This is a genomic window from Hoylesella timonensis 4401737 = DSM 22865 = JCM 15640, assembly GCF_000455445.1.
In the GTDB taxonomy this organism is placed as follows: domain Bacteria; phylum Bacteroidota; class Bacteroidia; order Bacteroidales; family Bacteroidaceae; genus Prevotella; species Prevotella timonensis.
The window spans coordinates 139260-164946 of the sequence record NZ_HG417096.1 but is presented as its reverse complement, the minus strand read 5'-3'; the positions used below and the strand labels follow the sequence as shown (position 1 = coordinate 164946).

The 25687-nt window shown below is 41.3% G+C and carries 19 protein-coding genes and 1 pseudogene; 8 read left to right on the top strand and 12 right to left on the bottom strand.

Annotated features, from left to right (window positions below):
- Positions 1–144 precede the first annotated feature (144 nt).
- The 4 genes from BN35_RS08290 to BN35_RS08275 form a co-directional block, all read right to left on the bottom strand.
- Positions 145–1977, bottom strand: a complete 1833-nt coding sequence (locus BN35_RS08290; protein WP_025071682.1) for an SLC13 family permease — start codon at positions 1975–1977, stop codon at positions 145–147.
- A 499-nt stretch (positions 1978–2476) separates the two neighbouring features.
- On the bottom strand, positions 2477–3238 hold the full coding sequence (locus BN35_RS08285) for an MBL fold metallo-hydrolase (protein ID WP_025071681.1): 762 nt from the start codon (positions 3236–3238) through the stop codon (positions 2477–2479).
- Positions 3235–4248, bottom strand: a complete 1014-nt coding sequence (murB, locus tag BN35_RS08280; protein ID WP_025071680.1) for a UDP-N-acetylmuramate dehydrogenase — start codon at positions 4246–4248, stop codon at positions 3235–3237. The genes BN35_RS08285 and murB overlap by 4 nt, the downstream gene beginning before the upstream one ends.
- Positions 4249–4257: 9 nt before the next feature.
- Positions 4258–5139 carry a DUF4348 domain-containing protein gene (locus BN35_RS08275; protein WP_102938019.1) on the bottom strand — a complete coding sequence of 294 codons (882 nt, stop codon included), beginning with the start codon at positions 5137–5139 and terminating at the stop codon, positions 4258–4260.
- A 192-nt stretch (positions 5140–5331) separates the two neighbouring features.
- Between BN35_RS08275 and pheS the strand changes: the two genes are divergently transcribed.
- Positions 5332–6369, top strand: a complete 1038-nt coding sequence (gene pheS / locus BN35_RS08270; RefSeq protein WP_025071678.1) for a phenylalanine--tRNA ligase subunit alpha — start codon at positions 5332–5334, stop codon at positions 6367–6369.
- 340 nt (positions 6370–6709) lie between these two features.
- Here the strand turns inward: pheS and BN35_RS08265 are convergent, their stop codons facing one another.
- A complete protein-coding gene (locus BN35_RS08265) occupies positions 6710–7861 on the bottom strand; it encodes an ABC transporter substrate-binding protein (RefSeq protein ID WP_036893144.1) in 1152 nt (383 codons plus the stop codon).
- Positions 7862–8893: 1032 nt separating this feature from the next.
- Here BN35_RS08265 and BN35_RS08250 point away from each other — a divergent pair.
- From BN35_RS08250 to nadC, 7 genes and pseudogenes are all read left to right on the top strand, one after another.
- A complete protein-coding gene (locus BN35_RS08250) occupies positions 8894–9505 on the top strand; it encodes a TetR/AcrR family transcriptional regulator (RefSeq protein WP_025071675.1) in 612 nt (203 codons plus the stop codon).
- Positions 9502–11790, top strand: coding sequence for an outer membrane beta-barrel protein (locus BN35_RS08245; RefSeq protein ID WP_025071674.1), 2289 nt, complete (start codon positions 9502–9504; stop codon positions 11788–11790). The genes BN35_RS08250 and BN35_RS08245 overlap by 4 nt, the downstream gene beginning before the upstream one ends.
- 128 nt (positions 11791–11918) lie before the next feature.
- A pseudogene (locus tag BN35_RS08240) lies at positions 11919–12811 on the top strand (IS982 family transposase).
- Between the two features lie 139 nt (positions 12812–12950).
- Positions 12951–14423, top strand: coding sequence for an SLC13 family permease (locus tag BN35_RS08235; RefSeq protein WP_025071673.1), 1473 nt, complete (start codon positions 12951–12953; stop codon positions 14421–14423).
- Between the two features lie 122 nt (positions 14424–14545).
- The gene (nadB, locus tag BN35_RS08230) at positions 14546–16132 is read left to right on the top strand and encodes an L-aspartate oxidase (RefSeq protein WP_028900761.1); all 1587 of its coding nucleotides are present in this window, start codon (positions 14546–14548) and stop codon (positions 16130–16132) included.
- An 88-nt stretch (positions 16133–16220) separates the two neighbouring features.
- Positions 16221–17213: a quinolinate synthase NadA gene (gene nadA, locus BN35_RS08225; RefSeq protein WP_025071672.1), complete on the top strand. Its 993-nt coding sequence runs from the start codon at positions 16221–16223 to the stop codon at positions 17211–17213.
- Positions 17214–17245: 32 nt separating this feature from the next.
- Positions 17246–18121 carry a carboxylating nicotinate-nucleotide diphosphorylase gene (gene nadC, locus BN35_RS08220; RefSeq protein ID WP_025071671.1) on the top strand — a complete coding sequence of 292 codons (876 nt, stop codon included), beginning with the start codon at positions 17246–17248 and terminating at the stop codon, positions 18119–18121.
- Between the two features lie 132 nt (positions 18122–18253).
- Here nadC and BN35_RS08215 read toward each other — a convergent pair whose 3' ends face one another.
- The 7 genes from BN35_RS08215 to trmD all read right to left on the bottom strand — a co-directional run bounded on the left by BN35_RS08215 (position 18254) and on the right by trmD (position 25607).
- A complete protein-coding gene (locus BN35_RS08215) occupies positions 18254–19342 on the bottom strand; it encodes an ABC transporter permease (protein ID WP_025071670.1) in 1089 nt (362 codons plus the stop codon).
- On the bottom strand, positions 19339–20433 hold the full coding sequence (locus tag BN35_RS08210; protein ID WP_025071669.1) for an ABC transporter permease: 1095 nt from the start codon (positions 20431–20433) through the stop codon (positions 19339–19341). Before BN35_RS08210 ends, BN35_RS08215 begins: the two co-directional genes overlap by 4 nt.
- A gap of 18 nt (positions 20434–20451) precedes the next feature.
- Complete coding sequence (locus BN35_RS08205; protein ID WP_025071668.1) at positions 20452–21921, bottom strand: ATP-binding cassette domain-containing protein; 1470 nt, start codon at positions 21919–21921, stop codon at positions 20452–20454.
- A 5-nt stretch (positions 21922–21926) separates the two neighbouring features.
- Complete coding sequence (locus tag BN35_RS08200; protein WP_025071667.1) at positions 21927–22820, bottom strand: HlyD family secretion protein; 894 nt, start codon at positions 22818–22820, stop codon at positions 21927–21929.
- A 1-nt stretch (position 22821) separates the two neighbouring features.
- Positions 22822–24069 carry a TolC family protein gene (locus tag BN35_RS08195; protein ID WP_025071666.1) on the bottom strand — a complete coding sequence of 416 codons (1248 nt, stop codon included), beginning with the start codon at positions 24067–24069 and terminating at the stop codon, positions 22822–22824.
- 307 nt (positions 24070–24376) lie between these two features.
- Entirely contained in the window at positions 24377–24898 is a 522-nt protein-coding gene (locus BN35_RS08190) for a DUF805 domain-containing protein (protein WP_234396640.1), read from the bottom strand.
- A 28-nt stretch (positions 24899–24926) separates the two neighbouring features.
- The gene (gene trmD / locus BN35_RS08185; RefSeq protein WP_028900762.1) at positions 24927–25607 is read right to left on the bottom strand and encodes a tRNA (guanosine(37)-N1)-methyltransferase TrmD; all 681 of its coding nucleotides are present in this window, start codon (positions 25605–25607) and stop codon (positions 24927–24929) included.
- Positions 25608–25687 lie beyond the last annotated feature (80 nt).

The following is a 25687-nucleotide window of genomic DNA, read 5'->3' as shown; positions in this document are numbered from 1 at the left end:
AATATAAGCGGGCAGCCATTCTACACAAAAAAGAGTTCCGAAGAACTCTCTTATTGTGTTATCTTTTGTACTTTTTCATCAAAAGGAAAAGCAAACTATAACATTGGAACTATCCAATAATACAAGTACTTTTTTACGAGACTTTTAGAAGGGGAAGAGCAAAGGCAATACAAATGTCATTACCACTCCTATCAGCAATTGCAAGGGAAGTCCCACCTTAATATAATCCATAAACTCGTACTGACCTGCTTTCATCACCAACGCATTGGGCGGTGTTGAAAATGGTGACGCAAAACACATGCTTGCTCCTAACGTAACGGCAAACAAGAAAGCATACGGACTGACACCTATCTGCGAAGCGGCAGACATGGCAATGGGAGACATGATGACAGCTGTGGCTGTATTGCTGACAAACATGGTCACAAATGTTGTAGTATAATAAATCCCTGCCAAAAGAATCATCGGTCCCATATCTCCCAATGAATCAACTAATGATTGAGAGATAAACGAAGAAACGCCCGTCTTCTCTAATGCTATGGACATGGGCATCATCGCTGCAATGAGTACGATACTACTCCAATTAATGGCTTTGTATGCTGCCTCGACATTTCTCAAGCAGCCCGTTAAGACCATCAGCAGACCTGCAATCATCACTGCTGTGACGGGTTGAAGAGGAATGAAATCGAACACCATCATACAAATCATCAATAACATGATAAAGGCTGCAATGGGTGCTTTATAATTGAGCGTTACCTTACTGGCTTGCTCTATGGGTCGTCCCAATACTACCCAATCGGTTTCGGCTGTTTCAAGTCTGTCAATATTGCTCCACAACCCTTGCACCAAAAGGACATCACCAGCTTGGAGCTTCTGCTCTGCCAAGTCTTTTACGAGATAATCTCTTCGGCGACGAATCCCTACCACATTGATATTATACTTTTCACCAATGGTAGAATCTTTAAGGCGAATACCAGTAATACGCGAATTGGGCATGAGTACAAGCTCTGCCATACCTATATCATAGAAGTCAACAGAGCTATTGTCTAACTTGGCGAGTGAGTTTTTGGTGGCAAAGACATCCATGTCCTTGATGTCTCCTGTGAGATAAAGCACGTCTCCTGCTTGTAAAACGGTGGACGGTTTTGGAACCTTTTGCTTGACCTGACGTATAATACGTCCACTACTCGAGGAATCATTTCGAATCTCAATAATGGACAGTCCGTGACGGTTGCGCAAATCAAGTTCGGCAACTGTCTTACCATGGAGTGGAGAATGGTTACCAATACGGTAAGCCTGCGTATAATTTTGAAGATGATACTCTGTCACCAACTCGTCCAAGCTCTTATCTTTAGGTTTTCTTCTTCCACCTTTTTTCTTGTCCTTCCCAAGAAACATTCGGCTCAATGGCAACAAAACGATAATACCAACGGCAATACAAACAATTCCAACAGGAGTGAATGAGAAAAACGTGAGTGGCTCATAGCCTGCGTCTACCAACGTTTCCTGAATAACAAGGTTCGGAAGTGTACCTATCAGTGTGAGCATTCCGCCTAAGCTACTGGCAAAAGCAAGAGGCATAAGTAACTTTCCTGGACTGGAATTAGATTGCGCTGCCATACTTACGACAATGGGCATCATCAGCGCAACCGTGCCAGTATTGCTCACAAAGGCTCCAATAAAGGATGTGGTCAGCATCACCAACAAAAACAATCTTATCTCGCTACCTTTCGCCAACTGTATGATTTTTTGGCTTAAAGCCTTTGCCAAACCCGTTTGTAGAACGGCAGCACCTACCACAAACAGTCCCACCATCATAATCACCACATTGGAGGAAAAACCTGAAAAAGCCTCTTCTGGTGTCAAAACACCAGCTACTAACAACACACAAAGGGCACACAGTGCCACTATATCGGCTCGCAAACGACCAATCACAAAAAAGATGACCGTTACTAATAGTACAACGAGTGTAAGAATCATATCAACCTAAAAAATTATTCGTATTAAGTAAAAAAGCCTAAAAGGTAGACTAATTGAAAAATGATAATGCAAATATAATAAAAATAATTGACATTAAAGAATTGTCTCTTGATGATTTCTTATTTTTCTTATCTCTTGCAAAGATTTTAAGATATTACATTGATAAACTTCCAGAACAAATAGTTACAAGAAAGACTATCCCCTTTTTTACATCACTGTAATAAAGATGTCGTTTCAACAATATCGTTAGAGAGCACATGTAAACCAAGATGTTATCGATTTTAGGCATAAAAAAAAGAGTACCGCTGTACTCTCAATCTTGTTAACCTTAAATCTAATACTATGAAAAACACATTGCAAAGTTACAAAATATAATGAGAGATGCAATTCTTTTGAAAAGAAATGTTTGAATTATAACGCTTTTTAACCGTATTAAAGATATTTTTGTCCGTTATTTGCCACAAACTTCGTCTTTTTGTCTAAAATAAGTTCATTTCGCTTACACTTCAATTTGCAACCCGTCATAAGCTAACTGGATGCCATCAGGTAATTGAAAATTCACATCATGGTGTAATCCTATACCATGGCTCATGTGAACCAAATAAGTTTGTTTTGCACCTACACGATTCGAAAACTCAATCGCTTCCGCTACAGTCATATGTGAATGGTGCTGCGGTTCATAGCGCAAAGCATTTACCACTAAGGTTTTGACTCCTGATAAAAAAGGCATCTCTTCGTCTCGAATAGTTTTCATATCCGTGATATAAGCAAAACTACCGAAACGAAACCCCAAGATAGGCAGCTTATGATGCATTACTTGAAACGGCATGATGTCTATGTCACCAACGCGCAACTCTTGATGTGGCTGAACAACATGTAAATCCAATAAAGGAACACCTGGATAAAGATGAGCACCAAAACAATATGGCATGGTGCGATGTAATGCCTCAGCAGTTGGTTCATCGGCATAGATTTGAAGGGAATCGAAAACACAAAAAGGTCGCAAATCATCTATTCCTGCCACATGGTCATAATGAATATGCGTTAAAAGGACGGCATCAAGAGGCTGAAAAGGAAAAGGCATTAGTTGCTGACGAATATCGGGACCACAGTCGATGAGTATGCGCGTAGTGTCTGTTTCTAAGAGTGCAGCTGTACGTAACCGTTTGTCATGTGGATCGTGACTCTCACAAACGGCGCAATGACACCCCAACGAAGGGACGCCACCCGATGTTCCTGTTCCTAAAAATGTAAGTTTCATAGAATGTTTACCTCTGGATGAATGGCGATGCCAAAACGCTCGCTGACGTCTTCTTGGATTTCTTTACACAGACGTTCGATATCACTTCCCGAAGCTCCTCCACGATTCACCAACACCAAAGCCTGTTTGTCATGCACCCCAGCACGTCCTAAAGTTTTGCCTTTCCAACCACATTGCTCTATCAACCAGCCTGCTGGGATTTTTACAGACAATCCATCTATTTGATAATGCGGCATTTTCGGGTATCGAACTGCCAACGCTTGGTATTGCTGCATACCCACAATAGGATTCATAAAGAAGCTCCCTGCGTTGCCCTGCACTTTAGGATCAGGGAGTTTTGCCTGTCGAATGGCAATAATGGTGTCTCGTAACTGCTGTGGTGTAGGATGTTCAATGCCTTTGCGCTGCAACTCGAACTGGATGTTACCATAATCCAAATGCGGAGAATAGGTACAGTTGAACTTCAATTCAACCGAAATAATCACATATTTATTTTTCCATTCACCCTTAAATTTACTATAGCGGTAAGCGTACTGACAATCAGCATTGGTAAAGGTCACCTCATGACCTGTGGCTATTTCTACGGCATTAATAGCTTGAATAAAGTCCTTTACCTCACAACCATAAGCACCAATATTTTGCACTGCTGCTGCGCCAACGGTGCCAGGAATGAGGGAAAGATTTTCCAATCCATAAGCTTTTTGCTCCACGCAAGCCGCCACCAAATCATCCCATATAACCCCACTACCCGCCTTTACGGTAGCAATACTGTCTTCTATCTTGATGTCAACGAATTGAATTCGAGAGTGCAAAACTGTCCCTTCAAAATCTTTCGTAAGCAACAGGTTACTCCCCTCTCCCAGTGGCATGAAAGGTTCATCTTGTGGTGTCAATGTGGACAACGCCTGCTGTAATTCTTCTTTCGAATCAAAAGCAATGAATCGTCTACACCGTGCATCAATGCCAAAAGTATTATGCTGTCGTAAACTGTAATTTTTTCGATCTAACATCTTGTAGTTTTAACTATTAAATTTCATCAACTTCCACCCATCTTTTCGATGTCTGAAAAGCATAATCACCTCTAAGTCTGTGGCAATACCGCGAACCACGAACAATTTTTGTTTTCCAGCAACATGTTTTTGTCCATACATGATGTTGTAAATAGTGCCCTTTGGAATGATAGGTGGCTTAAATCCTGGCCACTGTTCAGGGACAATAGAGCCCGTAATCGTTCCAAAATCATCATCAGGATCGGGTGCTGTAAATTCAACAGTTTCATTCAAACTCTTGATTTGAAAAGCACTGTCTACAGCAAATCGTTGATAAAAGTTTAGAAAGGAACCATTCACACTCTCATGAATAGGCTGGTAAATAATGGACGTCAGCATAAATTCGCCATTAATTCGCTCAAATTGATACTGCTTAATGGTCTTGATAGGAAATAATATTTTTTCTACCGTGACATTCTTCACCGTAGTATCTTTTACAACTTCCATCTGCTTGAATCTGTCAAAAATCAATGTAAAATAGCCTTGCTTCATAAAGAAGTAGTCCATTTTCCACTGATTTTTTGTAATGGTGCGTTCTTGCTTACCATTCTTCATGACGGGCAAAGGGAATTTGATGCGCTTGTATTGCAGCTTCTTGTTGGCAGCAAAGTTAAAGAAGAAGTCATCAAACAACTCATCTGCCGATTTGGACATCGGCGATTCAGCAATAATGTTCGACAACGTATCGTCCTCAAGGGTGTCAGTTATCGCAGAGTCTACCGCAAGGGTGTCCACCGCTGTTGGCTTTTTATCGAAACAACCAGCAGTTGAAAACAGCAAAGATATCAACACAAAAAAACCTAAGGCAACAAAAGTTGCCTTTCTCAACAGATTATTTTTCTCTTTTATCATGGTCTCTCAAATTTCATCTTAAAATGAATTACTTGGTGTCAAACATACCTTATCTTATTGATTGTTGACGGAGTGAGCGTACTCTTCATACGTCCCTTTAACCATTCTTATGCAAATTTACTACTTAATTTTGAGATAAGTCGTGTTTTTAATGTAAAAATATTACCTTTGCAAAGAGGAAATTATATAAGTATGATACTTGACAAAATAGATGAACTTCTCAAAGAAGTAAGCAACCTCTCGGCAAAGAATGCCGATGAGGTGGAACAGTTGCGCCTAAAATACCTCAGTAAGAAAGGTGAAATCAATGCGCTGATGGCCGACTTCCGCAATGTGGCAGCTGATGAAAAGAAAACTGTCGGCATGAAGATCAACGAATTAAAGCAGTTGGCTAAGGATAGAATCAACTCACTCAAGGACACGGTTGGAACAGCCAATGAGTCCTCCGTATCGCTTGATCTTACACGCTCGGCTTATCCTATTCGCTTGGGAACACGGCATCCGCTAACCATTGTGAAGAACGAAATCTGTAATATCTTTCAACGCATGGGCTTCACCTTGGCAGATGGACCTGAGATTGATGACGATTTACACGTCTTCACCAAATTAAACTTTGCACCCGATCATCCCGCACGAGATATGCAGGACACATTCTTCATTCACAAGCATCCCAACAATGTGACTAAGAATGTATTGCTACGCTCACACACTTCGGGCGACCAATCGCACTATATGGAGACTCACGAGCCTCCTATCCGCATTATATGTCCAGGAAGAGTGTATCGTAACGAGGCGATTTCTGCACGTGCCCACTGCTTTTTTCATCAGGTAGAAGGCCTGTATATTGACAAAAATGTATCGTTTACCGACCTCAAACAAGTGTTGCTTACGTTTGCACGCGAAATGTTTGGTCCAGATACTGACATTCGTTTGCGCCCAAGTTACTTCCCATTTACAGAGCCGAGTGCCGAAATGGACATCTCATGCTTTATTTGCGGTGGTGAAGGCTGTGGCTTCTGCAAGCAAACTGGTTGGGTAGAGATCTTGGGATGTGGCATGGTAGACCCCAATGTACTCGAGGCTTGCGGCATTGACAGTAAGGTGTACAGCGGTTATGCCTTTGGTATGGGTGTAGAACGCATCACCAATTTGAAATATCGGGTTAGCGACTTGCGCCTTTTCTCGGAGAATGATTTGCGCTTCCTCAAAGAGTTTGAGGCTGCACATTAACAGCAGCACACGCTCGTCATTGATGAATAAACATAAAGGAGACTTCGGTCTCCTTTTTCTTTTCTGCCTCATAGAAGGTTCTCTTCAGTTTGTGACTCCTTCAAACGCATGACAGATGTACATCCTGTTTCATGAGTTTCACCTTATATATAATAAGAGATACCACATTTCGATATTCAATTTTCCAGACAACCCCCTCGAGTGAAATCAATGCGGTGAGCCATTGGCGTAGGTAACCCATACACTTTTATCCTTGAAAATGACACTCTCTGACTGTTTTACAGATGATTGACAGCATCCCATGCATCATTCCATTGACAAAAGATACCTGTGGAAGGAGCTATGGCAGAGGTACGTAGTACCGCAATTTACCTAAACAAGAGGCGTTGGGTTGATGCAACATAATGATGATATCACGCAAGAGGAAGTCAGGACGGAACGGTGTTTCTTCAAAATATGGTTTTATGCGACTGTTACAACCATAGATTTTCCCTTGCTTAAAAGCTCGCAAAACACGATACCCACGGTATTCTGCCAGCAAGTCTTGTTTGGTCATGGGATGTTCACCATGATATTTGAAAGCCCACACCTCGCTGTTGCCTGCCTTTTCCAATACTTCTTCGAAAGAAAGTGCTAAACTTCCACTGTGTTTGTCAGCAGAGAAAGCATATTTCCCATGTGCATCGGCTATCATTTGCCCTATGGTACTCTTTCCTCCTGGACAATACCAAACACTCCCCGTTTGACGCTCTGTCAAGAGAGAAGCTCCCTCTGACCATGATTGAACTTGTGACTTTAACCGTTGATAGGCACTGTCGACAACGGCAAACAACGAATCTGCACGCTGCTCGCAGCCAAAGAGCATCCCATAAAATTTCATCCATTCGGCTCTTCCTAACGGTGATGTCTCCATATAATCTGCCAACTCAATGACGGGACAACCCAACCCTTCTAACTTTCCATATCCCCCACTATTCTCAAAAGGAGACAAAAGAAGAGCCTGAGGATGTAACGCTATCATTCTCTCTATGTTAGGACTCATCCCGTCTCCACAATCAACAATCTTTCCAGTCGTTACTCGATGTTGAATTGCTGGAATAAGAATATACTTCAAATCGGCTACCCCCGCAATGGCATCCAATGCGCCTAAAGATTCAAGCAACTTACAATGAGCGGTCGAGAAAACCACACTACGCTCAATGGGCGTATAAACTAAGGTACCTTTTGGCAGATGATTTACCCTTGCTGAGTCTTTACGGTTGACCAACACATACGTATGTAGAACCTTTCCCTCATCCCACGGATTCGCTAAAGTAACGACTGTAAACAGAGGATATTTTTGCATTTGGATATGTTCCGCATATTTTAGTTCTACTTTCGTGCCTTCATGGGTTGATTTCTTTGACTGCTTGGATTGGCACCCCATAGTGATGGAGGTCATCATCAAGATTCCACAAGCGATGAGAGAGAAAGAAGAGTTACATTTAGTCATATTTTCATGTGCGTTAATTGTTGAGCAAATCATCCATAAATCAGTGCAAATGTACAAAAATTACGAAGTTTCACGTTATCTATTCGTCACTTTTTCACAGAACGCCATTTTCATCAATTGTTCTTTTTCTTTTTTCCAATCACAGTTTCTTCGTATAGGAATGATATTTGTACAACGAAGAACACGAACAAAACCAAAAAGCATTTACGCACATGTCGATAAAGAAAGCGTTTGCGTTCTATCCAACTTACCGAAAACAAGAGATGCAGATAAGTGATGAAGAGGCGAGTTCATACGTTGTTTGCAATCGGTTCGTAAAATTGGAAGTACGCTGCATGGGAGGAGATAAAATGCTGAATTTTCTTTACAAAGTGTCTCTCATAACTCGCGTGAAAACATCCAACGTCATTGTTGGTCGCAAATACGCGAGAAATGAGCGACGTTCGTAATCATTTGTTATTGAACACATTACAACTAAAGCCTCTCTTTTTATGCGTAAATTTGCCCCTTCTTTGCGACTAAAGCATTAAGATAAGCCTCCTATTTGCATGCTTTAATGCTGCTACTGTATGTGAATAACACCTCTATTGAGTGTTTCCAAGGGCGTTAAATCAATATTTCAACCGCAAGAGACGTTTATTTTGTCAAAATCAGCATAATTTTGTTGCGCGTTTGCCTATTAAAATTTTCTATTTTGAAGATTTTGAATGGTCGCTTTTTGGTAAAATTGTAGGACAAAAACAACTGTATTCCCGTACCAAGAATGATAAAAAATAAAAGTAGCAGCTCTTGCATTGAAGGGTCATTGTAGTTACAACCATGAATGCAAATGAGGTAGACATTGAACACAAGCAATTCGATTCGGTTCATACGCTTTAACTCATGATTGAAACCATAGGAGAAGATTGTTTTTACTATAATTTAATAAATCGGCAATTTCTTGGAAAATTAAAAAAATATCAATATATTTGCTACCGATAAAAAAAATAGTACGAACGTAATATTATTCTCATGCAGCTAATACATGTATAAATGACAAAGAAAGAAGAACGCAGATATAATATCCTCTTGGGGGCATTCAAGCTCTTTTTAATGAAGGAATATGCAGATGTAACAACCGCAGATATTGAGGAGATAACCGGGTTGTCGCGTGGTGCCATATATTATAAAGTGAAGAACAAGGAAGGGTTATACCAGGCTGTCATTGACAAGTTTGTCCTCGATTTTCTGTCCGAGTCCTTGCACAACGGTATATCAGTTTCGGAAGAAACGCCGTTTTGGGATTTCATCATGAGCGATTTAGAGCTTATACGGCAGAGAATGGAAAGAATGAAAGCCGCTAACGCAGAGGCAAGTTCCACTCAATTTGTCAATTTGTTGTCTTCTGCAGATTTCCACTATGAAGGTTTTGAGGAGAAGTTAAAGGAACTGGAAACGAATATCTCTGACCTGTGGATTGAGTATTGTCGCCGTGGCATCGAGGCGGGCGAACTCAAAAAAGACCTTGACCTAAATCTGGTAATTTCTACGTTTCGCTCCTTGTATTATGGAGATTCTTTCTGCCTTTCCATGATTGGAATGGAACTGGATATTGAGAAACTGAAGAGAAAATACTCGTTATTATATAATACCATACAATCATGAGGTTTGTCTTTATAATAGTTCTGTTGTTTTCGTGCAAAGTTCTCAACGCCCAGATATCCGGAGTGATAATAGATGAGGAAAAACTACCTGTCGAATTTGCAACTATTGGGCTGTACCAAATTCCTGATAGTGTTCTGATTGCCAGTACGGTATCCAATAATAAGGGATATTTTTCTTTCCCGAATACTGTCTCCCAGCAACTTATACTAAAGATATCTTCCGTGGGTTACGAAACGATATGTTTAGCGGCCAAGTCTCATCACGAAATCATCTTGAAGCGGTATTCTGAAGAACTGCAGGAAGTAGTTATTTCTGCAAGGGAGATTGAGACTTTCGGGAGTAAGGACAAATTACTCATCCCACAAAGTCTGAAAGAAAGAGCCTCCTCTGCCTTGGCGGCCTTGGGAGAAATGCCACAATTTCAATTGAATAGAATTTCAAATATCCTTCAAACGACAGACCGGCAGAATATACTCATTCTCATAGATGGCATACAAGCGAATGAAAATGACTTAATGGCTCTATCTGCAAAAAAAATCAGGAGAGTTGAGTATTTTACACAGCCACCAGCAAGATTTGCCAATAAAAACGTAGGTGCAGTCCTAAGCGTCTTTACCATAAAAGAAAAGGATAGCGGGTTTAACTGTTTTATCAATACAGTAAACTCATTTACAACGGGTTACGGAACAAACACTATCAATGCGAAATGGTACACGCTCAAGCACCAGATTGCCCTTTCTTATTTCATTGATTACAGGAATCTTAACGACAACAGAATCAATCAGACTTACGAGTATGAGATAGACCATGCAAATTTCTCCAGCAAACTGCAAGGACTTCCTGGTACTTACAAGGGGGAGTATCATATCATAGGGGCAGATTACATGTTTCGTCCGGATGACAACCAACTGTTTTCTGCTAAAGTAAGGTATCGCCTCAACCCAGGGCGGGAACGCCATCAACAAACTGCAACAACGAAATTTGGTACAGGAATTCTACAACAAGGTTATTCGGCAAAAAAACTTAAAAGTAATTATGATGCTATATCATTGGATTTGTATTACAATAGAAAATTGAAGAACAACCAGGAATTGACAGCCAATTTTGTGGGATCTTATTTTGATTCCAAATCGAACAATCAGATTTCCCAAGAAAATTCAGATAATACAATAACTTATCGGTACAACAACCATCTCAGGAATTACTCTAATTCCATCATATCGGAGTTGCTTTACAACAAGTCCTTTTCCAATGAAAATATAAGCATCGGGGCAAGATACTTTTATAAGCAACTTCGGCAGACCTATAATGAAAACACCCGTTCCACAATGGAACAGCAAGTCTGCTATATATATTCAAATCTTGCAGGCAAGTTAAAGAATCTCCATTACACCATAGGTGTAGGTATAGAACATAGTATTCAAGACAATGGAGAAATGAAGGCAAGGCATTATACCGTGTTCAAACCTTCATTGTCTGCAAGCTATCAGATTGGTCACTCCTCTTCCATTAGGCTTAACTCGCTTATCTTATCCAATGTTCCTGACATCTCACAGCTCACCATCCATCCAGTCTATCTCAACTATCAATATTATAGTGTGGGCAATCCTCATCTTCAACCCTACTATACTTTCTATAATCGTCTTCAATACCAACTAAGTCTGCCTACTTTCTATATGAGTGCCGCAATACGGCATTCGTACCTGCGCCGCCCTTATATGACGTTATTTGAGAGTAGAGACGCAGAGATAGTGAAGACCCTTGAACATTTTAAACACACCTCATACACAGCTGCGGACCTCAGCCTTCAATGGCTTCCATTCCCATTCTTGAAAATCCAGCCGTTCGCAACAATTGTATATACCAGTGCCATAAAGCCTGATGGCGCCAGTCTAAGTGAGTGGTCAAAATACTTTTCTATCACGGCAAGCATTACTTACAAAGAATTTTCCATATTAGGAAACGTAGGAAGTTCTATGACCGATCTATTGGGGGATGTAACGGAAAAGAAGAAGGCCTATGTTTTTAGTGAGCTATCTTACTCCAAAAACAATGTATATGTGGCATTGCAGTATATTCACAATCCCAAGCCATCTGCCATCTATTGCAACAATAGTTTGATGAACTTTAAGGAAGAAACGATTTGGAATAATTTCCAAAATCTATTTGCCATAAATTTTAGATACAATTTTACGATTGGCAGAAAGAAAAGCATCCATGGTCCCACCAAACTTAATAATCAAGATAATGTAAGTGGATTAACCAACGATGCGACTGCGAAGTAAACGAATATCGTGTTTAATTAAAATAACGTGACTTCGACGAATTATAAGTGTCTATAAATTTGGTGATTAGCGAAATTTGTTGTAACTTTAAGATATTGATTTACAAACAATTACTAACAAAAATCGCTATAATTACCGAAGACAAAGTTACTGAAATATTTTGTATGGCAGATGATTTCTGCAAGTTTTTTGATACAATGGTGGCAAAATATACGCTCAAGCCTATTGGAAAAAGAAAGTATCATCGAGATTCCACGATGTCAAAGGCAGAAGTCATGCTAATAATGATTCTTTTTCACGACTTTGGTTATCGCTGCTTTAAACATTTCTATCTTGAAAAAGTATGTAAGCATCTGCGTCATTGTTTCCTAAAGTTGTCTCATACAACCGTATAGTAGAATTGGAAAGAGAGGTTGTCATTCCACTCGCTTTGTTTATCAAGAAAGTCTTGTTAGGAAAATGCACGGGCATAAGTTTTGTTGACAACACACCACTGCGTGTCTGCAAGAACCAAAGAATACATATTCATAAGGTTTTCAAAGGTATATCTCAAAGACGAAAATGCTCCATGGATTGGTTCTTCGGTTTCAAATTGCATTTGATTTGCAATGAGAAAGGAGAGCTTCTCAATTTTATAATAACACTGGTAGATGTTGATGACCGTAAGCCTTTCGAATACAAAGCTTTTGTAGATTTCATATATGGCAAGCTGGTCGGCGACAAGGGATACATCAGTAAGAATCTCTCCAAAGGCTGTTCGTAGATGGAATACAACTTATTACCAAGCTGAAAAGCAACATGAAAGGAGCTTTGATGAGCGTTTCTGACAAACTCTTACTCAGAAAAAGAGCTATTTAAGAAACTGTGAATGACGAGCTTAAGAATATCGCGCAACAGACATAGATGCTTTGACAATTTCATCGTCAATTTATTAGGCGCTATGGCAGCCTATTGCCTGTTCCCCAAGAAGCCGTGTATCAATGTACAAAGGACTATTGACACACAGCTTGCTCTGTTCTAAATTCGTCGAACTCACGTTAAATTATTTCTCTTAAATAAAAGAGCCGTATTTCCAACACCATTTTTATATCAATTCTTTTGGTTGAAACAAAAAATTTTTTATCTTTGTCCCGTTATACTAACTTAAATCTTATACAACCATGGAACAAGAAAATGCTAATATTCTTGGCGGTCAGTTGAGCAAGAAGAATCTGATTGAATTCATCTGCATTATGATACTGACCGCCATTGTTTGGAACCTACCAACAGACATCTTTGGAATTGATGGGCTTACCATCGTCCAACAGCGTATCATCGCCATTTTTGTTTTCGCCACTTTATCGTGGATTACAGAAGCCATTCCATCTTGGGCCACATCTTTAGCTATCATTACTGTTATGTGTCTCACCGTTTCCAATAATAGTTTGGCTTTTTTCAAAGGAGAAGAGAACGAAGTTTTTGGTACACTACTCAAATCAAAAGAAATCATGGCAACCTTTGCCAACCCTGTTATCATGCTTTTCTTGGGTGGTTTTATCTTGGCAATCGCTGCTACGAAATCAGGATTAGATGTATTATTAGCAAAGAATCTGATAAAACCTTTTGGAAAAAAGAGCGAAAATGTCTTGTTAGGCTTCTTACTCATCACTGGCGTTTTCTCTATGTTTGTCAGCAATACCGCTACCGCAGCCATGATGTTGACTTTCCTCACCCCTGTGTTTGCAGCTCTTCCTGCATCGGGTAAGGGTCGTATAGCACTGACACTTAGTATTCCTGTTGCTGCCAACCTTGGCGGTATGGCAACCCCCATCGGTACTCCTCCTAATGCGATTGCTTTACAGGCGCTCAACAATCCCGATGGACTGAACTTAGGAATTGACTTTGGAGAGTGGATGGCATTCATGTTTCCATTAGTAATCGTGTTACTCTTAATCTCATGGCGCATTATTCTTAATTTTTTCCCATTCACACAGAAGACCATTGAGTTAGAAATCAAAGGACACATCTCTCATGGATGGCGCATGTGGGTAGTGTGTGCTACATTTATTCTAACCATCTTGCTTTGGCTCATTCCACGAGATATTACAGGCATCGACTCCAATACCGTGGCAATGGTTCCTATGGGTATCTTTGCTGTCACAGGTGTCATTACGGGTAAAGATTTACAAGCCATTAACTGGAGTGTCATCTGGATGGTTGCCGGTGGTTTTGCTTTGGGCTTAGGTATGAACGGTTCTGGACTCGCCGACCGCGCCATTGAGAGTATCCCATTCCACCAATTTAGCCCAATCATCATCCTGATGCTTTCTGGACTGATTTGTTACTTCTTGTCCAACTTTATTTCAAACACAGCAACAGCCGCTCTTTTGGTGCCAATTTTAGCTGTAGTTTGCTCCGGCATGGGTGACACACTGAACACTATTGGTGGTACAGCAACTATTTTAATTGGTATTGCTATTGCTGCATCGTCAGCAATGTGTCTCCCTATTTCAACACCTCCAAATGCTATCGCCTATTCTACAGGTTTGGTAAAGCAGAACGATATGTTGAAGGTTGGACTAACTGTAGGCATCATTAGTATGATTCTTGGCTACTTCGTTCTCTTCTTCATTGGTGGAAGTCATTTCTTATAAGACGATAAGACGAAATAAAAACCAACACGAGATATGGCAAACTAATAAGATTTAGTTTGCCATATCTCGTTACTTTTCATTATCTTTGCAATCAATACATGAAGTCTAAAAACAGATAGTTTATGGTACAAGAATATGATTTTCTGATTATTGGAGGCGGAATTGCGGGCATGAGCTACGCCTTGAGCGTTGCCAATAGCGGAAAAGGAAAAGTAGCCCTCGTTTGTAAAACGACACTTGACGAGGCCAACACCGCTAAGGCACAAGGAGGAATTGCCTCCGTTACCAACTTAGCCGTTGACAATTTCGAAAAACATATCAATGACACCATGATTGCAGGCGACTACATCTCCGACCGTGCTGCCGTTGAACAGGTAGTTCGAAATGCACCAAAGGCCATACAATCGTTAGTCAACTGGGGCGTAAACTTCGATAAAAAGCAAAATGGCGAGTATGACTTACATCGTGAAGGTGGACACTGCGAGTTTCGCATCCTACATCACCAAGACGACACAGGCTTTGAGATTCAACGCGGACTCATGGCTGCTGTGCTGAAACATCCAAACATCAAAGTGTTAGAGAACCATTATGCGGTGGAAATTATCACCCAACATCACTTGGGACAAACGGTTACACGCAAAACTCAAGACATAGAATGTTATGGTGCTTATATCCTCAATCCCGATACTAACAAGATAGACACCTACTTGAGCAAAGTAACTTTGATGGCTACAGGCGGAACAGGAGCGGTGTATGCCATGACTTCTAACCCCGTTATTGCTACAGGCGACGGCATTGCCATGGTATATAGAGCCAAAGGAACGGTGAAGGACATGGAGTTTGTACAATTCCACCCTACAGTTCTTTTCAATCCTGCAGAAACACACCCTGCATACCTGATTACTGAAGCCATGCGAGGATATGGTGCCATTCTGCGACTTCCTAATGGTGAAGAGTTTATGCAGAAGTATGACGAACGCTTGTCATTGGCTCCACGTGACATCGTGGCACGCGCTATCGACCGTGAGATGAAGATTCATGGCTTAGACCACGTGTGCTTAGATGTGACACACAAGGACGCCGAAGAAACCAAAAAACATTTCCCACATATTTACGAAAAGTGTTTGAGCATCGGTATAGACATCACCAAACAATATATTCCCGTTTGTCCCAGTGCGCATTATATGTGTGGAGGCATCAAAGTCGACCTTCATGGAGAAAGCTCTATTCACCGATTATACGCTGTTGGTGAATGTTCATGTACAGGATTGCATGGCGGCAACCGCTTAGCAAGCAACTCACTCATCGAAGCAGCAGTATATGCAAAGGCAGCAGCCGAGCATTCTGTCAGCGTTATCGACCACTATTCTTTTAACACCAACGTACCCGAATGGAACGATGAAGGCACCATGACCAACGAAGAGCGCATCTTGATTACACAAAGTGTCAGAGAGGTGGGCGAAATCATGAGCAATTATGTGGGTATCGTACGAAGCGATTTGCGATTGAAACGTGCATGGGATAGACTTGACTTACTGTACGAAGAGACGGAAAAACTATTCAAAAGCGTGACGGCTACACGCGACATCTGCGAATTGCGCAATATGATTAATGTGGGATATCTCATTACACGTCAGGCAATTGAGCGCAAAGAGAGCCGCGGGTTGCATTACACAGTAGATTATCCCAAACACGCATACGACCGATAAGCAAGCGTAAAAACAAGCATCAATAAATACAAAACACAGAGTACTCCGTTGAGCAAACGTACCTCTGAAACATAAGAATACAAAAGAAATGGTAGACAAGAAATGGCAAGAACTGGGCTATATTGATGAACCCATTCCAGAAGGAACAGACATCAAGGCTGAAATAAGGAAGATGTGCAAAGAAAAGAACGCACTCATCATGGCACACTATTATACAGAAGCAAGTGTGCAAGACATAGCCGACTTTATTGGAGACAGTTTGGCGTTGGCACAGAAAGCTGCCACAACCGATGCGGATATCATCGTGATGTGCGGTGTACACTTTATGGGAGAAACCAACAAAATACTATGTCCCGAAAAAAAGGTCTTGATTCCTGACCTCAATGCATCGTGCTCGCTGGCAGAAAGCTGTCCTGCCGATGCGTTCGAAAAGTTTGTGAAGGCACATCCCAACCACACCGTGGTGAGCTATGTCAACACTACAGCAGCCACCAAGGCATTAACCGATGTGGTAGTTACCAGCAGCAACGCACGACAAATTGTTGAGTCGTTCCCCAAAGATACACCCATGATATTTGGACCCGACCGCAATTTAGGTAGCTATATCAACAAACTCACGGGTAGAGACATGCTGGTTTGGGACGGTGCTTGTCACGTACACGAAAAGTTTTCTGTTGAGCGCATTCTCGAATTAAAGGCTCAACATCCAAATGCAAAGATATTAGTGCACCCCGAATGCAAAGGACCAGTTGTGAAATTGGCAGACAAGGTGGGCAGTACCAAGGCATTGCTCAACTATAGTATTCACGATGAAGCACAAGAATTTATCGTGGCTACCGAGAGTGGCATCTTGACAGAGATGCAGAAATCAGCACCACAAAAAACCTTCATCCCAGCTCCACCCGACGACAGTACCTGCGCTTGCAACGAATGTAGCTATATGAAGCTTATCACAATGCGCAAACTGTACAACTGTCTGAAATACGAATGGCCGACCGTTGAGGTTGAACCTGAGATTGCGAAAAAAGCCATTAAACCCATCCACAGGATGTTAGAGATATCAAAGCAATTAGGCTTGTAAAGGATAAAAACAAAAAAAATAAAAACGATAATATGCTATCTGTAAATCAACTCAATGACAAACTTATAGAACTGGCGTTCAGCGAAGATATTGGCGACGGTGACCACACCACGTTGTGTTGTATCCCCGCCACTGCTATGGGCGAAAGTAAACTACTTATTAAAGACGAAGGTATCTTTGCAGGGGTAGAAATAGCCAAACAAATATTTCATAAATTCGACCCTACACTCAATGTTGAAGTGTATATTCAAGACGGTGCACCTGTGAAACCGGGCGACATAGTGATGAGCGTGAAGGGCAAAGAACAGAGCTTGTTACAAACAGAACGACTGATGCTCAATATCTTGCAACGCATGAGTGGAATTGCTACCATGACTCACAAGTACCAACAAGCACTCATCGATGCAGGCACTAAAACACGCGTGCTCGACACTCGCAAAACCACTCCAGGCATGCGAATGCTAGAAAAAGAAGCGGTAAGAATTGGAGGCGGTATGAATCATCGCATAGGATTGTTTGACATGATTCTGCTGAAAGATAACCACATCGACTTTTGCGGTGGTGTACACAATGCCATTTCACGTGCCAAACAGTATATTAAAGAACACGGGAAAGACGGAATGAAAATAGAATGTGAGGTGCGCGACTTCCAAGAACTGGAAGAAGCATTGACAGAAGGATGCGACCGCATCATGTTTGATAACTTCTCGCCCGAAGATACACGCAAAGCGGTAGCCATGGTAAACGGCAGATGTGAAACCGAATCAAGTGGCGGCATTACCTTCGACACCATGATACCATACGCAAAAGCTGGCGTTGACTTTATTTCTTTTGGAGCCTTAACACACAGTGTTAAAGTGTTAGACATGAGTTTTAAGGCTGCAGGTAGCAACAAACTGAAAGTGTAAGTATATGGGAGCGTCAACAAGGAGTTCACGCTGACGCTCCCTACTCCACATTTATTTTTCTTCAGTGTTTCTGTATTCGTTGAAAGGAATTATGTCCTTCCAACACATCAACGATTTGCTCTTCTTCCGTCGCTAATTAATCTTTTTATAGCTTATCACCGCCCACACATCTATAACAACGGCAAAAATCATTAAGATAAACGTATTTTCTGCTATCCCTGCAAAGTCGCCTCCCCTAATAAAGACAGTTCGCATCCCGTCAATATAATAGGTAACCGGGTTGATGATAGTCATGCTGCGTGCCCAATCGGGCATACTCGACACTGGAGTAAACAAGCCACTGAGCAACATAACAAACATAATAATGAAGAACATCACGAACATGGCCTCTTGCATTGCGTCACTGTAATTAGAGATAATCAGACCGATTCCGCTAAATATAAGCGCCATCATCATGGACAAGAGATAAATCAAACTGATATTCCCAACTGGATAAATGCCATAAACCATCCATGCTAACAAAATACACTCTGTAAGAACAAACATGGAGATGAACCAATAAGGAATCATTTTGGACAAGATGAATTGCAATTTGCTCACAGGCGTAACATTCATTTGTTCAATCGTTCCCTTCTCTTTCTCACTCACAATATTCAAAGCCAATAGGAATCCACAAAGCATAATGAGCACCAGTGTCATCAGAGCGGGTATCATAAAAAGTTTGTAGTTCTTATGTGGATTGAACAAAGCCAAAGTTGAAAAGGGTGACTTCATTGGCTTGATTTGTAAGTCCTGCAAATTTTGATTTACGATATTAGCCACATAAGACGAACCCATACCGCCTTTTGTCCCATTCACGGCATTCGCTGCAATGAGAACTGGTTGCGGATTTCCAATCACTTGATTTCGTTCATAGTTGGGAGGAATGACTAATACTATATCAGCATCATTACGTTCAATCTGCTGTAAGGCAATAGGATATGTTGGAGCTGTACCCGTAAACTTAAAATAAGGTGAAGCTTGCAAGCGTTGTACTAAACACTGAGACAAGGTGCTGTGATCATTATCTACCACAGAGATGTAGATATTCTTCACTTCCAAATTGGTTATCCATGGAAAGATAAGCATAATGGCAATAGGAAAGAATAAGATGAGCTTCGGAATAAATGGATTGTTCCGAATTTGGATAAACTCTTTCTGTATAAGATAACGCAGTGTCATGACAACCTGATTTTAAACTTTTTCAAGGCAATGCCTAAAAACAATAAAGTCATTCCTAACATGATAATGAGTTCTTCGTAAATCATGTTCACTCCAACGCCCATAATCATCACTTTTTTGATAGCCGACACATACCAACGGGTGGGAACAATTGTTGAGATATATTGAATAACGGTGGGCATACTCTCAATGGGATAAATCATTCCAGAGAGCATGGTACTCGGCATAATCAGCAGCATTCCCGATATCAATAGGGCTACCACCTGTGTTTGGGATACAACACTAATAAGCATACCCAATGCCAATGCCAAAACAATATACAACAGTGAAACTGCCAAAATGGTGATGACGCTACCCTCTATGGGTACAGCCAGGATAAACTTTGAAATGAGTAAAATACTAATGAGAATAAAGATGGAAAGCACAAAATATGGAACCGTCTTAGCTATCATAATATACAAAGGCTTGACTGGCGATACCAAAAGTACTTCCATCGTTCCTCTTTCCTTTTCACGTACAATACTCACCGAGGTCATCATAGCACATATCAACATCAAAAGCATTCCCATGATACCTGGTACAAAGTTGTAGGCACTCTTCATCTGCGGATTATAGAGTAGCTTGGTGTTGGCTATCGCTTGTTGCTGAACTGTTTGCTGACTACGCAACTCGTCCATGATTATCTGCTGAATATAAGAAACGCGCTGTTCAGCCATGTTGGGATCGGTATAATCTACTAAAAACTGAACATTTGCTTGCTCACTGTATCGCTCATTGGCAAAATCATTTGAGAACACAATTGCCATGTCTGCTTGATGATCGGCTAAGAGTTGTTTAGCTTCCTGTGTGTTACTCACTGTGTGTGTGACCACAAAATATTCTGAAGCATCGATGCGTTGAACAACCTGCTGAATACGTGGATTCATCACAGCCGTAACCACGGTCACCTTTACATTACGAACATCGGTAGTAATGGCAAAACCAAAAATAAGCATCATTACAACAGGCACACCAAACAAGATGAGCATTATGCGGCGATCACGCACAATGTGTTTGGTCTCTTTGATAACAAATGATATAAATTGATTCATGATGTCTTTCCCATTACGTTATTCCCCACGGGTAGCTTCACGCGCTAAAAGGGTAAACACTTCGTCCATACTCTCAAGTTGATACGTCTGCTTTAACTCTTTGGGGGTACCCATGGCACGGATTTTTCCGTCTACCATGATGGATATTCGGTCACAGTATTCTGCTTCATCCATATAATGAGTGGTGACGAATACGGTGATTCCTCTTGCCGAAGCATCGTATATCAACTCCCAAAACTGCCGCCGTGTTGCAGGATCTACCCCACCTGTAGGCTCATCTAAAAACACCACTTCGGGCTCGTGGAAGATACTTACCGAAAAAGCAATCTTCTGTTTCCAGCCCAGTGGCAAGGATGCTACCAATGAGTTGCGATGTGCTGTAAAATTTAACCGTTGCAACAACTCATCCAACTTACGTTCGATGAGCTGTGGTGGCATTCCATAAATTCCTCCAAAAAGCTTGATGTTCTGTGCCACCGTCATATCCTCATACAACGAGAATCGTTGACTCATATAACCAATGTGCTTTTTGATTTCTCCAGATTGCTTCCGTATATCATACCCTGCCACTGTTCCTGTACCACTGGTGGGTTTGTTGAGTCCTGTTAACATGTGCATGGCGGTTGTCTTACCAGCTCCATTCGCTCCTAAAAAGCCAAAGATTTCTCCACGACGAACACTGAAAGAGATGTCATCAACGGCACGGAAATCCCCAAAAGCCTTGACCAAATGATTGACGGTTATCACCTCTTCTATATCAGAGGTTGCAGCATCAGCAGCCGATTGTTGGTGTTGTAATCCCTTTGGATTGAACACATCAGCAAATTGAGTGAGGATGTTTTCAGCAGTATCTACTGCTCTCACCTTCCCTTCATCTAAGAAGGCAACACGTTCGCAACACTTAATTTCGTCCAAATAAGGCGTAGCAGCTACAATCGTGATGTTTCTTTGTTTCAACGTTTTCAACATCTCCCACAACTCTTTGCGCGATACGGGGTCGACGCCTGTTGTGGGCTCGTCGAGGAAGAGCACTCGAGGTTGATGAATTAAGGCGCACGAAAGTGCCAACTTTTGCTTCATTCCGCCCGACAATGCACCTGCCTTTCGATGTTTGAAAGGCTCTATCTGTGAATAGATTGCCTTGACACTTTCATATCCCTCTTCGACGGTAGTACCAAATAAGTCAGCAAAGAACTTTAAGTTCTCTTCTACGGTTAAATCTTGATACAGCGAAAATTTCCCTGGCATATAACCCACACGCTGCCGAATGGTTTTATATTGTTGCGCCACATCGCAACCGTCAATACTCACAGTACCCGCATCGGGCAACAAGAGCGTTGCCATGATACGAAAAAGTGAGGTCTTGCCAGCTCCATCTGGACCTATCAAACCAAAGATTTCGCCTTGATTGACCCTGATAGAAACATCATCAAGCGCCTGGACACGACCATATTGTTTGCTGACGTGGTTTACTTCAATAGCGTTCATCACAACTAAAGCTTCATGCCTCCATACATACCAATCTTAATTCTGCCATCATTTTTTACGGCTACCTTGACGGCATACACTTGATCGGCACGTTCATCATCGGTCAATATGGTTTTAGGAGTAAATTCAGAACGAGGTGAGATCCACACTACCTTGCCTTGGTAGGTCTCACGTTGCTCATTGCCGTAATCGCTAAAGACCTGAACCTGCTGCCCTATCTTCACTTGCTGCAACTGTTGATTGGTCACGTAAGCCCGAAGAATGACATTATTCATATCAGCCACCTTAAACAATGGTTTTCCTATGGTGGCGAACTCGCCTTGCTCGGCATACTTTTCCAAAACGGTTCCTGAAATGGGCGACGTAATATGACACTTCGCTAACTGGTCTAAAATCTGACGCTTTTGGATATCGTTGGCATTCATTTGGGAATTGAGTGCACGTCTGTCACTGTGCAATGCCGTTCTTTGAGCCTCTATTTGTCGCCTCAACACATTTACAGCCGATGTGGCATCATCGAGTTGTTTACGATTTGCTGCACCACTGTTCACTAACTCTTCGAAACGTTTTTCTTCTTTTTCCGCAGTCTGTAATTGTTGCTGCAGCGCTGCAATCTGCTTGTTGACATTTGGTTTCTGATTCGCTATTGATGCCGTAGTTGCCCCTACCTGGCGAGCTTTCAATGCCAACTGAACTGTATCTATCAATCCTACTTGCTGATTTTCTTCCACCATTGTCCCTTCCTGAACATTCAAAAAGAGTAATTTGCCATTTTGTTCAGCGGAAACGATGATTTCAGTTGCTTCAAATATTCCTGTCGCATCGTATGGATGTTCGTTCGAAGAACATCCAGACAAGAGTGCCACGATGCTGATGAGGGTTAAGCCTATCTTTTTCATATTAATTATTATTGATGTTTTTGAGCTGATACATAGCCTCTAAGAGTTGGATTTCATGGATGCTTTTTTGCTGACGTGCCTCATTGACAGCATTCACATCTCGCAACATTTCATTGATGGTTTGAATGCCGTTTTGAACCTTTGTGACGGATACGCTATGAATATTTTCGCGCAAGCGGATGATTTCATCATCTTGTTTGAGTTTTTCACGCAAATCTTCGACAACACTTTGCTCTTTTTCATTTTGTAGATGAATATTGAATAAGAAGGTTTCACGCTCTTGATCAATCATAGACTTCTTGGTCTCTATGCTTCTCAAATCATTCTTACGCGTATAGAAAGGAGAGATTTTCCAAGAGAGCGTAATACCTCCAGCCAACATTGCCGGTTTCATCATATCCAATACTTTGTTGTGATACATGCCCATCGCAAAAGCACTTAATTGAGGTAAAAGACGAGCGGTCAACGACTTTCGCTGTGTATCGAGCAAGTTTTGCTGTGCCGCATAATAAGATAGTTCAGGACGCTGCACACCTTGAGGCTTGGAAAGAGGTAGTGGAGTGGGCTTTTCCAATGTCGTTTTCTCATCAAGAGCTTTACCAATAAACAAACCAAGCATCTGGATATAGGATTTCCGAGATGTGCGCAAGCTACTTTCCTGTTGAGCTGCCCGCAACTGTTCAACTTTTACAGCATCCACATCCGATTGATTAGCAAGTCCTCCATTCATCAAGGACTGAACCGTATTCAAACTTAAAGTCAAATCGTTTTGCAACAACTTCAACAGTTTGCTTTGTTCATCTATCATCAAAATGCCAAAATACAGTTGATCGACACGCTGGTTAATTTCGTACAAGCGCACATCCAATTGTTTCTTATCTGCCTCTGCTTGAGCCTTTATGAGTTTTCCTTGTGCTGAAATAGCGCCACCGTCATAAATCAATTGGTTGATTTGAATACTACCATTCAGCAGGTAATTCTTCATATCTCCCATCCCCATAGCATCAATCTTGGGCGATGAGCTGATAGGATCGGTAAAACCATTGGCACCAAAACTGAATTTTACTTCTGGAACATAAGCCAACAGTGCATTAGCAAGTGTATATTGCTTGCTCTGATTAATCAAGTCGTACTGCTTAATCAATGGATATTGCCCGCGTGCCAACTCATGACAACGCTCCAGCGTAAGCTGCGCAAAACCTTCTAAGGATATAAGAGATAATAGAAATAAAAATATTTTTTGTTTCATACAGCATATATTTTACTATTTGCAAAAATATAAAAATAAATAAAACTATCCACTCTTCACCTCTCCAAATATCAATACTCTAAACAAATTACAAGTTAGCACAATAGTCTATATAAAAGGGAAAGCGAGCAACTCATGAATCATTGTAGAAAAATGAAAATTAAATGATGAACTGGATTGTATAAAAAAGCCTAACCATATTATATAAGTTTGGACCTTATAGAACAAATCAAGTGAGTGTTAAGTCTGTAAATGAGACAATCACTTTAATATCATTGATTTAGCAGTAGCTATTACATATTTGTAATTATAAATCTAAAACATACTTGGGTGACGCACCATATTTATTGGTCTTGGGCTGACTATCGAGCAAACAAAGCACAAATGTGATAAGAGCCGTTATGAATGCAACGGAAAGTGTAGTCATGAAAACTGGGTCTTGGTAAACGTTCGCCAAATGTGTTGCGCTGGAATTTACGTTCACCAATGCCTCACCAATCCCGCTACCATATATATATAAGGTGTAAATCGTTATTGACAAATAGTTAACAATCGCCCACCATTTACTGGATCCATGGTCTTGTAAGCGTCGCACGGTAACGGCGAGTGCAAAAAACATCATGCCCAAGTCGAAAATAGCAGCGAGCATTAGTGGAAAGAATGCTTTCCAAACATTGGTCAAGAAGAAATAACAAACGGTATATGCCAACATGAACCACCAAAAACTCGAACGGCGTGTTCGACCTGTAAAGTCGAAAATGCGCTGGCATCCCTCTTTTACAGCTTCAGGAAAGGTAGGTTGTGGTCGTACTAATAATTTATTCATCATAGGTTATAGATTTTGGGATAACAAAGGTTTAGGTGTTTTCTAATAGGTCGGGACGCAAGCGTTTGGTTCGTTCCAAAGCCTGTTCCATTTCCCAACTCTTGATAACAGCCTCGTTACCGCTCAATAATACTTCTGGAACTTTCCAGCCCTTGTAATCGGCAGGGCGTGTATAAATAGGTGCGGAGAGCATGTTGTCTTGAAATGAATCGCTCAATGCACTTTGCTCATCCCCTATCACTCCAGGAATAAGGCGAACAATGGTATCGGTCATTACAGCTGCTGCCAGTTCTCCACCCGTGAGTACATAGTCGCCAATGCTTATCTCTCGCGTAATGAGATGGTCACGTATGCGCTGATCAATGCCCTTGTAATGCCCGCAAAGTATGATGATATTGCCTTTCAGAGACAAGTCGTTAGCCACCGATTGTGTAAATTTTTCGCCATCGGGAGAGGTAAAAATCACCTCATCGTAGTCTCTCTCCGCTTTCAAAGCCGAGATGCAACGGTCTATAGGCTCACATTGCATCACCATACCAGCAAAACCTCCATATGGATAATCGTCTACTCGACGCCACTTGTCTGTGGTATAATCTCGCAACTGATGCAAACAAATCTCCGCAAGACCTTTCTTTTGTGCACGTGCTAAAATGGATTCGTTCACAAAGCCCCCAAGCATCTCGGGCAGAATGGTAATAATGTCTATTCTCATAGTTATACAAAAGTAGACAAAAAAGATTAATATTTCTATGCTCTATCTCTTAAATAATGTGAAAGATTTTGTATCTTTGC